Here is a 14608-nt window from a genome sequence, read left to right as displayed (position 1 = left end):
TTTTTGTCTCCTAAATGATAAAAATAATGTCATTATATTGTAGCTTCTTGTATAATTAAACTAGTGGATTATTTGATTTGGAGGAATTGGAATGGACAAAAAATCATTGAGAAGTGAAATACTAAGTAAAAGAAAATCCTTATCCAAGGAGGAGCTTATTGAAAAAAGTACTGCTATTTCAAAACTACTGTTCTCAACTGATAAGTATAAAAGCTCAAATTACATAATGTGTTATATTGATTTTAGAAATGAAGTCAAGACTGAGGAAATTATTAAGACATCTTTAAAGGAAGGTAAGAATATAATCATACCTATAAGTGTTGTCGAAACAAGACAGTTGATTTTATCTCAGCTGCTTGACTATGACAAAGAGCTTGAAGCTGGTACATATGGTATACTTGAGCCTAAAAAGGAATTTATAAGAGAGGTTAATCCAGAATTAATTGACTTGGTTTTAATGCCTGGTGTGGCCTTTGATAGACGTGGATATAGAATAGGTTATGGTGGGGGATATTACGATAGGTTTTTAACTAGAATTCATAAATCCGTCCCTAAAATCGCATTGGCTTTTGAACTTCAAATGGTGCCTCATGTTAGAGAAGGCAGATATGATGTTCCTGTGGATTATATAATCACTGAGAATGAAATTATAAAAGCTTCCGAATAATTTTAAGACAAGGGGACGTTTAGAGACCACTTTTTCAGTGGTCTCTAAACGTCCCCTTGTCTGCTAAATATAATAATTGATACAATTAATTGTTTTCAAAAAATACACCAGTAAATGGTTTTTTTACTGGTGGTTTCAAAAAAGTAAGTGCAATAAAAATATCATCCTAAAAGAATTTCTATCTAATGTCTTTCAGATAAATATTGATGTTGCGAAGGATCTAATTTTTCATTTCTTCCTCGCCTTTGCATATCTATCTAATTTTTTCTGTACTAAATAACTAACTGTATCCTCTTCAAAATTACCATCTTCGTCTCTTATTCCTGATTTTACTCCTGTTAATATTTCTATGCCTTCGTCTATTGTCTTTATAGCATATATGGAGAATTTTCCATCATTAACTGCTTCTATTACTTCATCGCTGAGCATCAGATTATCTATGTTCTGATATGGGATGATGACCCCTTCTTCTCCTGTAAGGCCTTTTAACTTGCATATTTTAAAATATCCCTCTATTTTTTCATTTACTCCTCCTATTGGCTGTATCATTCCTTTTTGATTTACTGAACCAGTGACTGCTATCCCTTGGTTAATTGGGATATCCGAAAGACTGGATAAGAGGGCATATAGCTCTGTGCTGGATGCACTATCTCCATCTATGATTCCATAGGATTGTTCAAAAGTTATACTAGCTGATAAGGATAATGGATATTTGGTTGCAAATTTCTCTCCTAGGTATCCGCTTAGTATCATGACTCCTTTATCGTGACTACTGCCGCTTATATTTACTTCTCTCTCTATATTTATGATTCCATCCTTTCCTGCATATGTGGTTACAGTTATCTTGTTAGGTCTGCCAAAGGAATATTGACCTGAACCCATAACTGATAAGCCATTTATCTCTCCAACCTTATATCCAGATGTATTTATTAATATAGTTCCTTCTGCTATGAGCTCCTGCAGCTTCTCTTCGTATTTATTATTGCGGTAAATTCTTTCATCTATAGCTTTATTGACATGCTTTTCTAAAACTATACTACTGGTATCATAATCAGCCCAAGTATCTGCCTCATACATTATTTCAACCATTTCATTAAACCTTGTAGTAAGTTTGTTTTGATGCTCTGCTAATCTAGAGCCATGCTCTAACACTCTTCCTATGGCTCCTTTATGAAATGGCTTTAAGCCTTCCTCATCACAGTGATGTGCAATAAATGAGATAATCTTTCCTACATTTTCTTCATTTCTATCCATTTCTATATCAAAATCTGCTCTAATTCTAAATAGTTTTTTAAAATCATCATCATAGATATAAAGTAATTGATATGTGTAATTATCTCCTATGATAATGACTTTCAAGTCTAAGGGTATTGGTTCTGGGGTAATTGTCTCTGGGAGTATACTTTCTTTTCCTATGTTCTCAATTCTGGCTTCTTCGGTAATAATGGCTCTTTTTAGGCCTTCCCATGCTCCAGGATTAATCAATATATCTTTAGCCTGTATTATCAAATATCCTCCATTTGCTTCATGTATAGCCCCAGGTCTTATTCTAGTATGGTCAGTTTTTAACATTCCATGTTCATTTACATATTCTATTTTCCCTAATAGATTATAATAGGTTGGATTTGCCTCTCTTATTACAGGTGCTCCTTTTTCACTGCTCTTGTCTATAAATAGATTTATCTCATATCTAGTGCAAAAATCCTCACTTTTATTTCCCCTATTTAATAGTGTTTGAAGCTCGCTACTTTCTTCTTCCGTAAATTTATCTATATTCTCAATGATGCTCTGCTTTACCTCATTGATATAATTCACAACTGCATTATTTTCATTGAATAATGCTTCAATACTGGCAGAATAAAAATCTACAACCTCAAGAGCCGTTTCTTCATTTAATTTCTTCATTTTATGTCTCAGTTCTTCTTCTACCTGTCTAATTTCTTTAACTATATCAAATGCTTTAGATATTAACTGTGTAGAGTTTTTTCTAATGTCTGCGATCTCTTCTTCAGATAAATCCTCTATTTCACTTTCTTTCATAGGCCTACCTTCTATGAGAGGTATGCTTAGTAGACCTTTTTCTGTCTGCCTAAAAATAAAATTATGCTCTTTTGCCATACTATTTAGTTCATCTATTATATCTTCAATTTTTTTCTGGTAGTAATGTAAAACCTCACTCTTTTTGTCATCATATTCCTTTGAGCTAAATGATTTTGCTATTTCTATTTTTAACTTATCTATAAAATCTTTCATTTTTTTCTTAAATATGATTCCTTCACCAGGCTTTAATCTTATGGCTACTGGAGCTTCAGGTTTTTTAAAGTTATATACATAGCACCAATCATCAGGCGTATTTCTCTTTTCTGCAAAGCTCCTTGCAATGGAATAAGAATGACTGTTTCTACCTGTGCCTGCTATTCCTGAAACAAACACATTGTAGCCTTTTTTCTTAATTGAGAGTCCAAAATTTAGTGCCTTTATGCCACGTTCTTGTCCTATTATATATTTACTCATTTTTATTTGCTCAGTTGAGATAAAATCAAACTTAGTTAAATCAAAGCTACTTTTTAACCTAGATAAGGGTACCTTATAGTTTTCTTTCACTGTTTCACCTCCTGGCAATGACTAAATCTTAAAATACTCTTATACAATCTTTACCCTAAATATTTCTATGAAATATTCCGTATAGATTTATTTTCTATTGTATCTACATTCTATTCTATTGGAGCATAATAATTGTCAGAAAAGGATAAAAAAATCACCAGCTATATAGACTGGTGATTTTATTTGTCATACTCCACTTCTAATTTAATCTTATCAGGTAGTTTATCTAACTCTGCCTTTGCAACAACTACTGGATAGGTTATTCTTTGCCCTACCATTTCATTTGGCTGTGGATCCTTGTATTTTGCTCGGGCAATGATATCAAAGTTGTTCTCATTTTTTACCTTTACTATCTTATCAAGTGAGACTGAATATCCCTCTGTTCTTTTTTCTCCCCTTGTTACTATAATATATATCTCATTATCAACTTTACAAGCCAAAGCTCTTTCTTCATATAAGTATTTTGGAACCAACTCCTGTATTTTTTTTGGTGCTTCACTTAATTCAAGTGTTTTAAATTTCACTTCACTCTCACCTTCGTTCTTAAGTATTTTTGGAATGAATATTATTCCTAAAATTACTATAACAATTATAGCGCAGATTAATATTTTTTTATTCACTGAATTCCCCCTCGTATTAGAATATAAATATATTCCTGGTAGCTCACTATATATTATTCGCTATGAAGCCTATTTATGATTATTACATTAATAAAAACAAACCAGTGTTGAATCAACACTGGTTTGTTTTTATTATAATCATCTTATCTTCTTCCAATAGCCCTTCTTGCAGCTTCTACTATTTTTTCTGCTGTCAATCCGTATTTTTCAAGGAGCTCATCGCCATTTCCTGATTCTCCAAATGTATCTTTTACCCCTACTCTTTCCATAACTGTCGGGTAGCTTTCTACTAGTACTTCTGCTACTGCACTGCCCAAACCGCCAATGATATTATGTTCTTCAGCAGTTACTATTGCTTTTGTCTCTCTTGCTGCTTCTATTATTATATCTTTATCTATAGGCTTTATGGTATGGATATTTATTACTCTCGTTTCTAGTCCTTCTTTTTTAAGTATTTCAGCTGCCTCAAGAGCTAAAGCTACCATTATTCCTGTAGCTATTATAGTTACATCTGAACCATCTTTTACCTTTATACCTTTACCTATTTCAAATTTATAGTCTGCTTCATCAAAAATAACAGGTACCTTGCTTCTTCCTAGTCTTATATATACAGGCCCTTTATACTCTGCTGCCTTCATGATTGCAGCCTTTGCTTCTACTCCATCGGCAGGATTTAGAACTACCATATTTGGAATAGTTCTCATGATACTAATATCCTCAAGTGCCTGGTGAGATGCTCCATCCTCTCCAACAGTTAATCCAGCATGAGTAGCCGCTATTTTAACATTTAATTTCGGATAAGCAACAGAGTTTCTGATTATTTCAAACGCTCTACCTGCTGCAAACATTGCAAAGGAGCTTGCAAAAGGTATTTTTCCCGTAGTAGCTAATCCAGCTGCTGTAGCTATTAGATTTTGCTCTGCTATACCTACATTGATAAATCTCTCTGGAAACTCTTTAGCAAAGACTCCTGTTTTTGTGGAACCAGAAAGATCTGCATCTAGTACTACTACATCTTTAATAAGCTTGCCTAATTCTTTTAATGCTTCACCATATGCATCTCTTGTAGCCATCATTGTAGTCATTACATCTCACCTCCAAGCTCAGCAAATGCTTTTTGTGCTTGTTCTGCATTTGGTGCAGTTCCATGCCAGCTTGCTTGATTTTCCATAAATGAAACTCCCTTACCTTTAACTGTTTTAGCTATAATTAAAGTTGGCTTACCTTTTACCTTTTTACTTTTTTCTAGTGCATCAAAAATCTGTTCAAAGTCATGTCCATCTATTGCAAGTACATTCCAGCCAAAGGCCTCAAACTTCTTATCTATTGGCTCTACATTCATTACATCCTTATTAAGTCCATCAATTTGCAATCCATTATGATCTAAAAATACAGTAAGATTGTCAAGCTTATAATGTGAAGCAAGCATTGCAGCCTCCCATATGATTCCTTCCTGAATCTCACCATCACCAATTAAAGCATAGACTCTATATTCTTTATTATCAAGCTTAGCTGATAATGCCATACCATTTGCAGCTGCAAGTCCTTGACCAAGGGAACCAGTAGACATATCTACTCCTGGAATACCTTTCATATCAGGATGACCTTGTAGCATAGAGTCAATTTTTCTAAACTTTGTCAGTTCTTCTTTAGGGAAAAATCCTCTTTCAGAAAGAGTGGCATATAAAACAGGTGTTGCATGGCCTTTCGAAAGTACAAACCTATCTCTATCCTCCCATTTTGGATTATTAGGGTCTATCCTCATTTCTTTAAAATAAAGCGCTGTCAATATTTCACATGCAGATAATGATCCTCCTGGATGGCCTGATTTAGCTCCATGTGTCATCATAATAATATCTTTTCTAAGTGTATTTGCTATTTCCTTAAAATCTTTCACTTTGAACCTCCTATTCTGTTTTTATTTCTTTAAAGCCTTCTCCTATTACTTCATGCATATCTGTAATCATGATAAAAGCTCTTTTATCAACGGAGCTTATTATCTCCTTTACTTTTGCCATCTGTGCTCTATTTACAACACATAAAAGGACATCTTTCTCTAGACCAGAGTATAGACCTTTTCCTTTTAATATAGTCACTCCTCTGTCAAGCTCCTCTAATATAGTTTTCCCTATTTTTTCTGGCTCATTAGATATGATAAAAAAAGCCTTATCATAGCTAAAGCCTTCGAGTATTATATCAATAACTCTTACTAATATGTATAATGCAATAACCGAATATAGAGGTATATCTATTCTCTTATTTAGTATACCAGAGCTAGCAACAACTATCATATCAACTATCATCATATGTGTAGCTGTACTAAGTCCTGGAAAAAATCTATTCATTATTGCACCGGCTAAATCTGTGCCCCCTGTTGTCCCACCAGCTTTGAAAACTATACCTAAGCCTACTCCAAGTATGACTCCGCCAAAAACAGAGGACAGAAGCAAATCATGGGTAGCACTTGTTTGTGGAACAATCCATAGAAAAAATGAAAGTACAAAGGTTCCATATAATGTTTTAGCACCAAAGGATTTTCCTAATATCATAACTCCAGCTATAAATAATGGTATATTCACTATAAGGTTTGTAGCCCAAACTGTAATGAGCCCATTAGTTAGTTTTTGCAGAATTATTCCAAGTCCTGTTACTCCTCCTGGTGCAATAGTATTAGGCTCTAAGAAAAAATTGATAGCAAGTGCCATTATAAAGGTACCCAGAGTAACTCCAGCATATTCAATGAAATGCCTATACCAATATTTTTTTGTCTTTTCCACACTTTTTCCTCCTTATGATGCCTATAGACAATTAACTCCTACCTTACAACCTCATCCCTAGAGAAAAGCACAATTAAAACAAATAGCGGTAATACCATCTGTCTTTTTATCCTTTTAGGGTTTTTCATAAGTCTATATAGCCATTCAAGTCCTAATCTTTGATAAATCTCAGGTGTCTTCTTCACAGTCCCTGCTAAAATGTCAACGGTTCCACCATTTCCTATGATAACTTTACATTTTAATTTATCTTTATTCTCATTTATCCATTTTTCTTGCTTTGGTGCGCCAAAGCCTACGAACACAATATCTGGTTTTAATTCATTTATTTTATTGATTACTTCAGTTTCTTCTTCATGTCCCTTATATCCTGTATGTGTACCTTTGAAATATCCATGATGGCTTCCTACAACATTTATATTTGGATACTCTTTTTTTATATTTTCACAAGCTTTATCAGCTACACCAGGCTTACCACCCACAAGAAAAATACTATTTTTATTTTCATTAGCTATTCTCAGTATGCTTGTAGACAAATCAACACCAGTAACTCTTCCAAGCAGAGGTTTTCTCTTTATTTTAGCTGCATAAACTAACCCTATACCATCTGGAATAACTAAATCTCCTTCATTCAATAGTTCTTTGAATTTTTTATCTTTTCTTGCTTCCATAACTATTTCAGTATTAGGTGTATATATTGTATTTATGTTATTGCTATTTAAAAAGGATTTTACTCTTTCCTCCGCATCCTTTAATGTAAGTTTGTCGATATTTACGCCTAATATACTTATTTTATCTCTCATATTTTCACCTGCTCCTAAGAATCTCAAGTGCCATTCTAACATTATCAAGTGCTTTTTCTTTTAATTCCTTTTTTATATCTGTTAAAGAGCTTTTGATACTCTCTTTATTATTCCAAACTCTTTCAATTAATGAGCATAATTCCACAAGTTCGACTTTTTCTGCATTGCATTTTTCATCTATATTGAGCATTTCTAGCAATCCATCTACTTTAGGATCATACACAAGCCCTATCATAGGTACTGCTTGTGTAGCTGCGTATATTAGCGAGTGAAGTCTCATTGCTATAATCAATTCAAGTCTATTTATTATGCCCATCATATCTTCAACACCGTACTTATTTTTTATTACATAGCAATTAGGACTATTAGAGTTTTTAGCTATTTTTAAACTTATTTCTAAATCCTCTGGATAATGCATAGGAATGAGAATAGTTTTTACATTATAACTACTGTCTATATATCCTATTGCTTTAGATACAACATCAATAAGGTTGTTTGAATTTTTCCAGCTTCTCACGGATATCCCTATTAGGGGTTTATCAGTAGGTATTCCTTCCTCTTCAAATATACTGTTAACTCTATCCCTGCTAGAAGGCTCAAGGGTAAAAACAGGATCTGATGTCACTACCATATTACTATGGACGCCTATTTCCTCTAAAGTCTTTTTAGAATTAAAGTCTCTTAGGGTTATAAGTTCCACCTTGTTCAATATTCTTTTTGTAAGAGTTCTGTTCAGCTTTTTATTTATGGGACCTATTCCATTGGCATATACAACAACAGGTTTGTTGAACATTTTGGCAATACTAATGACAGATAGATAATAGAGTATGGATCTAGTACTGGTAACATCCTGTAATAGACTCCCTCCTCCACTTATAAGCATATCAGAAGAGCTTATTCCCTTAAGCACTTCAAATACATTTAAGCGTTTAAAAGCTTTAATCCCATAAGTCTCCTCTGTGCTCTTAGGATTGTTTGAAAGTGCAGAAATTTCTATTTTGCTATCCATCTTTTTTAAATCTTTTACTATTGCTTTAAGTATTGCATCGTCGCCACTATTATCAAAGCCATAATAGCCAGATACTATAACTGATTTTCCCATACTTTTGACCCCTTCAATGCGATTTTGTTAATCTATAACGTTTAATCTATTGTACTCTAATTTAAAATCTACCATGCCTATTGCAAGCAAAATCCAAAACATTATTATAATTTTATTATCAAAGAAAATGTATTCTACCAGTCCATGTAGCATTAAACCTGCTATAGAAGAAAATATTGCAATTGCAATTATCTTAGCTCTTTTGTCGATTCCCTTTACAAAAGTAATTAGATTACATCTCATATTGTTAAATATAAAAACCAAAAAGCCTATAAATCCAAATATACCTGTCTCAACAAACATTTGAAGAAATATATTGTGAGTATGAACTGCCATTACTCCAAGTCTCATATATTGAGGATATATGGCCTTAAATGCCATTGGTCCCAAGCCTACCCCAGTGATCCAAAAATCCCGAATCATATCTAATGCTGCCATCCACAATGGAAATCTGTAAGCAGTAGATGTATCTTGGGTATTACCAATTGTGGCTATCCTAGTCAAAATAACTTCAGGTGAGATAATTAGAAGCCCAATTCCAGCGGCAATATATAAAAGAATCAGTCTTCTGTCTACAAAAAATGCAAATATTATCATGGCAAGGGCTAAACCTAGCCATCCTCCCCTAGAAAATGTAAGCAAGATACATAAGAATTGAACTCCTACTGCAAGTAGAAAAAATAGCTTATTGAGCTTCTTCTTAGATGTCCAGAAAAGTGCAAATGTTAATGGAATTACCATGACTAGATATTCTGCTAATATATTTGGATTATCTAATGTCGAATACACTCTAGTTCTTAAGTCTGGATTTAGCTCTTTATCTACCCAGCTCTCCTTTACTGCTGCACCTACCTTATATTGATATAAACCGTAAAATGATATTAGTAAAGAAGCTATTATTATTGTCAATATAAGAAAATATAATTTTCTTTTAGAATCAATTAGATTTACAATTAAAAACAGTACTACAAATGAAATCATATATACCACAAGCTTCTCAAAGCTCTCACCCCTAGTAAAGGAAGTCATCGCAGAAGCTATCAAGGGTATTATGAAAAAAATCACAGAATAACCAAAGGGAATTTTCTTTATTTTAAATTTTTTATCCACTATAAGCTTTATTATGAATGAAAATACTGTTAACACAAATAGCAGTAATGTATATTTTAATGATACTAAAGGTACTGCTAATGCTAATAAGTATATTCCGAATTCAGGATAAAATAGAATAATTAGTGTAGCTATTAATCCTCCAACAGCTATTATCGCGCTTTTGAGCGGTAGTAAAAAGAAGGCTAAACCTATGATTATTCCTATCAATAAGCCTAATATTTTTATACTGTTTTTCTTTTCAGTTAATTCCATAGGCTCCATCTCCTATCTATATTTGAGCTATTAGCTATAATAATCAAAAAAATTTCTAAATATCGTTGCAAATTTACTTTCTGATAATAATGCTTTTACATCTATTCTAGCAAAACCTAAAAAACCTAAAACAAAAGAAGCAGATAGAAATACAGCTAGCTTCAATATACCAACTCTTCCAGTCGCAAAGCCTACAAGGCTATATGTTAAAATACCTGTTCCTAAAGTAATACATAAAAACTGAAATAGGTTTCCCATTATTGTGCCTATTATATAATTAGAAATATTGAATGTCATACTTTGTTTTATAGGTCTTCTAAAAAGTTTATTTATAAACAATAATATTTTTCTTATGAACTCTATAATATTTCTTATGAGTTTTTTTATTAGGCTTCTTGAATATATTTTCGACCTATAATCTAAAATACTAGATACTATGAAGCTATTTTCAAGGCCTCTAATTAAAAACCCTCCTAGCCTATTTTTAATTGATGCAAAGAAGCTGTCATTCCATTTTTCTTGTAGATTGTTCCATAGTCTTAGAATTACTGGAGCTATGATTCCATTTCTCATATTATCATTCCCTCTGTCCAATTTCTAGAATATACGATTCTAAAGCATAGGTTTTAGTTCTTAAAACTAGCTTGTTCCCAATTCTAAGCTCTTTATTGCCTGAAACTATGGCATTTTCATTGACTATTGCATTTGCATCAATATTTATATAATAATCGTATCTTTCTGGTATTTCTGCTAGTTTAACTTGCCCGTCAGTGGTATTGACTTCAAGTGTAGCTGGTTGTATATCAATAGATTTTATTTCTCCAAGTACAATCCCAGTGTCGTATTCCTTTAAAATATCTCCTACCTTTATCTTGTCAATACTAGTTTCTTCTCTTGCTCTAACTATTACTTTTATATCTACTGGTTTTGGCTTAATAAATGTTGCCTTATTATTAGTTTTAAGCTTATAGAAACCAGCCAATCCTAAAACTAATACCATCAAAATTATACTCAAATCCAGGATATTCACTTTGCTGAAAAGTCTGCCTTTATCATCTATAATTTTCATTGGTCTACCTCCAAAATTATTCAGCTAGCTGAAAATCTACTACTTTAGTTTTTACTGAGTTTTTGGTGCTTTTTAACTCTATAGTCCCTTCTATCCTAACATCTCTTCCACCAAGTCTAATATAGTCATCAGTAACAATTGCCTCTCCTTCTAGTGTCATAAAAACTGAATATCTATTTGGAACTACTGCTTTTTCAACTCTTCCGTCTCCTGTTTCAACCATTTCATATGTTTCAGTAACCTTTTTATCAATTACCTTTCCAAATACTTGGTTAGTATCTTTATCCTTGAATATATCCCCTACATTTATACCATTTACAGTTTCCATTAAAACCTTGTCCACTCTAACTGTAACCTTTATTGGCACTCTATCGGCTGTGATAGTATTAGGTTTTCTAAAATAAGAAAATACTCCTATACCTAAGCCTATTATAAAAATTATGATAACTGCATCTACCCAATTGAATTTATTTTTCAAGTTGCCTCACCTGCCTATCTAATATTTGTTTATATATTGAAATATGCTTATTTGCCATGCTTTCTGCAGAGTAATTTTTACTGACAGAATCATATAAGTTTTCTCCCAGTCTTTTTCTCAAATCTGCATCATCAACAAGCTTAACAAGCTGAGATGCCAATCCCTCATGATCTCCTGCTTCAAAAAGAAGTCCCGTTTCACCTTCAATCACTAGATCTCCAATTCCACCTACATTTGAAGCTACAATTGGTTTTTTAAATGCCCCACCCTCCATTATAGCATATGGAAAGCTTTCACTATAAGATGTTATAGTATTTATGTCTATAGAATTTAAAAGGTTGCTTGGCTCATTTACAAACCCTAGGAAATGCACATTTTCTTCTATTCCCAACTCTTTTGTAAGCTCTTTTAGCATAGGTGCCTCAGTTCCATCTCCGCAAATAAGAAACTTAACATTTGTTCTCTGGTCAATTACTTTTTTAGCTCCTTTTACAAGTACATCTATGCCTTTAACTGGATGTAGTCTGGATAAAGTGCCTACTAATATTGTGTCCTCTTCTAATGTAATATTATACCTGTTTAGAAAATCTAATGGACTTGTGGACTCTTTCATAAGATTCATCTCTATGCCATTATATACAGTGAAAATTCTATTAGGGTCAAAACCCCTATCAATAAGCATATTTTTAAAGCTATCAGAAACTCCAATATAATAGTCCATAAATTTAAGTGCTATTGTATTAATATTTGTATATACTAAATTCTTATAGCGATTATCTTGGAAGTCCAATTTATAGTCACTATGTATAGTAGTTACTAAAGGAATCTTATAAGAAATTTTCAGCAAAGAAGCCATAAAATTAGCTCGTGCTCCATGACAATGAATTAAATCATATTTCTTGTCTTTTATTTCAGCTAATAGCCTCTTAATAACAGAAAGGTCATATCTTTTTCTTTGCTCATAAACCTCTATGTCTATTCCTCTCTCCTTTGCTTCATAATAAAAATCTTCTTTCATGAAGCAAATTATTTTTACATCTATTTTCTTTTGAAGCTCAGATAAAAGGCTCAAAACACAGGTCTTAGCCCCGCCTGTATCTCCTCCGCTTATTAAATGTAGTATTTTCATAAATAAACCTATCAAAGCTGATAGGCTCCGACCTCCTTAAATTTTATGGTAAATATTCGTTCTATAAGCTTTCATATAGATTATAAGTCTCATAAATCATATTATTTAATGAAAAATTCTGTTCAATTAATGATCTAGAATTCCTTTTCATTTCTTCATATTCCTGTTTATTATTATATAGGTCAAAAACTGCCTTAGCAAACCTTTTTTCATCTCCATAATGTGACATTACTCCACATTTCCCTTTGTTAATTATCTCAGGAACTCCTCCAACCTCAGTAGCTGCTACAGGTACTTCACAAGCAAGAGCTTCCATTATTGAAAAAGAAATTGCTTCATTTTCTGATGGTGATATATAAACATCACTTGCAGTTAAAATTCTAGGAATATCTTCTCTATATCCAGCAAAGATAACTTTGTCATCTAAATCTAAACTCTTTACTTTTGCTCTGATATTCTCCATTTCTTCTCCATCCCCAACTAGCAGGGACTTAAATTTAATCATGTAGTTTTTCTTTAATTCATTTATAACATCTATTAGGAAGTCATGGCCTTTAATCTTTTGAAATCTAGATACAGTTGTTAGTAATATGTCATCCTTTTCTACCCCTAACTCTTTTCTTATATCTCTTTCATCAGTTGGTTTAAAATAGTCTGTATCTACACCATTTAGTACTGTAACCAGCTTTTTATCACTTATACCTTCTTTTATCAAAGATTGTTTTACAGCCTCGGATACACATATAATAGCATTGGCACCCTTACTAAAAAACCTATTTAACCATTTCAGTATACTTCTCTTTTCTTCATATATTAAATGCATAGTCCAAATCACTTTGATTTTAGGGTTAAAAATCTTTGATAACACTGCTACAAAGCTCTCTCTTAGAAAATGTGCCTGAATAATTCTTATATTATTATCTCTACAAAATTTAGCTATTTTATACGCTGATTTTATATCTACGATGTTTTTTATTTCAATAATCTCCACATTGCTGCATATATCTTCTATTTTGTCGTGATTAGAGCCTTTATGATCACAAACAACGAAAAATTTAACTCCTTTTTCTTTCATTCTCTCAATTGTATTAATTATATATGTTTCTGCTCCACCTCTTTCGAAGCTGAAAACAAGGTGTAATATATTCAAAGAAAACTCTCCCTTCAAAAGGTCATTCGTATAAATAGTAATATACATTATTATAACAAAAAGGCTACAAAAATGCAGCCTTAGTTTGTTAATTCTTTAATATATTTATCATTTTACCTCATAATAGCCTCTTATCATAAATATTGCATATTTCTCCACATAAGCTCCTCTGCCATCATCTCTTGGTATTATGATTAGATGATTTAATGAAATTGATTCATTACCAGCTAAGTCCTTTCCTCCCGTTAAATCTGATAATCCTCCAAGCTCTGAAACTATAGCTTTTGCTGAACCGCTTCTTAAGATAATCTCTGTTCCAGCTCCACATATAAGCTTTTGTCCATCTCTAAGCTCTACAATTTCAAGTGATGCACTACCTGAAGAATTGGCTGCCAGTTGAGACAGCTGTTTCTTTATTGCTTCATTTTCCTGTAAAAGTCTTTGAACTTCTGTATTATCAGTACTTCCACCACTTAGTTTTTCGTCTATGTAATATTTTAATTGTTCAATTCTCTTCTCCACAAAGCTAAAAGTAACTAAAGGGTCTTCCGAATCACCAGGTTCTCCAAAGCTAATACTAGAAGTATCTACAATTATAACTGCAATTAAAAGTGTTAAAACAATAAGAATATAATTTTTCTTAATTTTCTGCCACATTTATATCCCTCCATTATGTACATTTCTACTATTGTTAATTCGACCTAAAACCAAAATATCCTGTCTTTTTCTAAATTAATTTCTTATTTCCGGGGAAATAATGACAAAAAAATAAGCAGTTTCGAAACGCAAATTTGTTCACTCCCTACGGTCGTGCAAATTTGGTCCTAACGGACACTCCTATCATAAA

15 protein-coding genes are annotated in these 14608 nt (G+C 32.5%); 1 reads left to right on the top strand and 14 read right to left on the bottom strand.

Going from position 1 to position 14608, the window contains the following annotated elements:
* Nucleotides 1-91: 91 nt before the first annotated feature.
* Nucleotides 92-667, top strand: a complete 576-nt coding sequence (locus tag QO263_RS07120) for a 5-formyltetrahydrofolate cyclo-ligase (protein WP_285628135.1) — start codon at nucleotides 92-94, stop codon at nucleotides 665-667.
* Nucleotides 668-895: 228 nt separating this feature from the next.
* Here the strand turns inward: QO263_RS07120 and QO263_RS07115 are convergent, their stop codons facing one another.
* From QO263_RS07115 to QO263_RS07050, 14 genes are all read right to left on the bottom strand, one after another.
* Entirely contained in the window at nucleotides 896-3271 is a 2376-nt protein-coding gene (locus QO263_RS07115) for a Lon protease family protein (RefSeq protein ID WP_285628132.1), read from the bottom strand.
* Between the two features lie 179 nt (nucleotides 3272-3450).
* The gene (locus QO263_RS07110) at nucleotides 3451-3891 is read right to left on the bottom strand and encodes a protease complex subunit PrcB family protein (RefSeq protein ID WP_285628130.1); all 441 of its coding nucleotides are present in this window, start codon (nucleotides 3889-3891) and stop codon (nucleotides 3451-3453) included.
* Nucleotides 3892-4034: 143 nt separating this feature from the next.
* A complete protein-coding gene (locus tag QO263_RS07105; protein WP_285628127.1) occupies nucleotides 4035-4976 on the bottom strand; it encodes a transketolase family protein in 942 nt (313 codons plus the stop codon).
* Nucleotides 4976-5788 (bottom strand): transketolase, encoded by an 813-nt coding sequence (locus QO263_RS07100; RefSeq protein ID WP_285628125.1) that lies wholly within the window; start codon nucleotides 5786-5788, stop codon nucleotides 4976-4978. The genes QO263_RS07105 and QO263_RS07100 overlap by 1 nt, the downstream gene beginning before the upstream one ends.
* A 10-nt stretch (nucleotides 5789-5798) precedes the next feature.
* Nucleotides 5799-6668: a YitT family protein gene (locus QO263_RS07095; RefSeq protein ID WP_285628122.1), complete on the bottom strand. Its 870-nt coding sequence runs from the start codon at nucleotides 6666-6668 to the stop codon at nucleotides 5799-5801.
* A gap of 38 nt (nucleotides 6669-6706) precedes the next feature.
* Nucleotides 6707-7468, bottom strand: a complete 762-nt coding sequence (locus QO263_RS07090; RefSeq protein ID WP_285628119.1) for a WecB/TagA/CpsF family glycosyltransferase — start codon at nucleotides 7466-7468, stop codon at nucleotides 6707-6709.
* 4 nt (nucleotides 7469-7472) lie between these two features.
* Nucleotides 7473-8570 (bottom strand): polysaccharide pyruvyl transferase CsaB, encoded by a 1098-nt coding sequence (csaB, locus tag QO263_RS07085; RefSeq protein WP_285628116.1) that lies wholly within the window; start codon nucleotides 8568-8570, stop codon nucleotides 7473-7475.
* Between the two features lie 27 nt (nucleotides 8571-8597).
* Nucleotides 8598-9935 carry an O-antigen ligase family protein gene (locus tag QO263_RS07080; protein WP_285628114.1) on the bottom strand — a complete coding sequence of 446 codons (1338 nt, stop codon included), beginning with the start codon at nucleotides 9933-9935 and terminating at the stop codon, nucleotides 8598-8600.
* Between the two features lie 30 nt (nucleotides 9936-9965).
* Nucleotides 9966-10508 carry a hypothetical protein gene (locus QO263_RS07075; protein ID WP_285628110.1) on the bottom strand — a complete coding sequence of 181 codons (543 nt, stop codon included), beginning with the start codon at nucleotides 10506-10508 and terminating at the stop codon, nucleotides 9966-9968.
* A gap of 4 nt (nucleotides 10509-10512) precedes the next feature.
* Nucleotides 10513-11004, bottom strand: a complete 492-nt coding sequence (locus QO263_RS07070; protein WP_285628108.1) for a DUF4330 domain-containing protein — start codon at nucleotides 11002-11004, stop codon at nucleotides 10513-10515.
* 16 nt (nucleotides 11005-11020) lie between these two features.
* The gene (locus QO263_RS07065) at nucleotides 11021-11482 is read right to left on the bottom strand and encodes a DUF4330 domain-containing protein (RefSeq protein ID WP_285628105.1); all 462 of its coding nucleotides are present in this window, start codon (nucleotides 11480-11482) and stop codon (nucleotides 11021-11023) included.
* Nucleotides 11472-12611 (bottom strand): glycosyltransferase family 4 protein, encoded by a 1140-nt coding sequence (locus QO263_RS07060; RefSeq protein ID WP_285628102.1) that lies wholly within the window; start codon nucleotides 12609-12611, stop codon nucleotides 11472-11474. The genes QO263_RS07065 and QO263_RS07060 overlap by 11 nt, the downstream gene beginning before the upstream one ends.
* A gap of 61 nt (nucleotides 12612-12672) precedes the next feature.
* Nucleotides 12673-13761, bottom strand: a complete 1089-nt coding sequence (locus QO263_RS07055; RefSeq protein WP_285628099.1) for a glycosyltransferase — start codon at nucleotides 13759-13761, stop codon at nucleotides 12673-12675.
* A 108-nt stretch (nucleotides 13762-13869) separates the two neighbouring features.
* A complete protein-coding gene (locus tag QO263_RS07050; RefSeq protein ID WP_285628096.1) occupies nucleotides 13870-14418 on the bottom strand; it encodes a hypothetical protein in 549 nt (182 codons plus the stop codon).
* Between the last annotated feature and the right edge of the window lie 190 nt (nucleotides 14419-14608).

It is taken from the genome of Proteiniborus sp. MB09-C3, from assembly GCF_030263895.1.
Classification (GTDB): Bacteria; Bacillota; Clostridia; order Tissierellales; family Proteiniboraceae; genus Proteiniborus.
The sequence above is the reverse complement of the archived record's forward strand: the minus strand, read 5'-3'. Positions and strand labels throughout refer to the sequence as shown.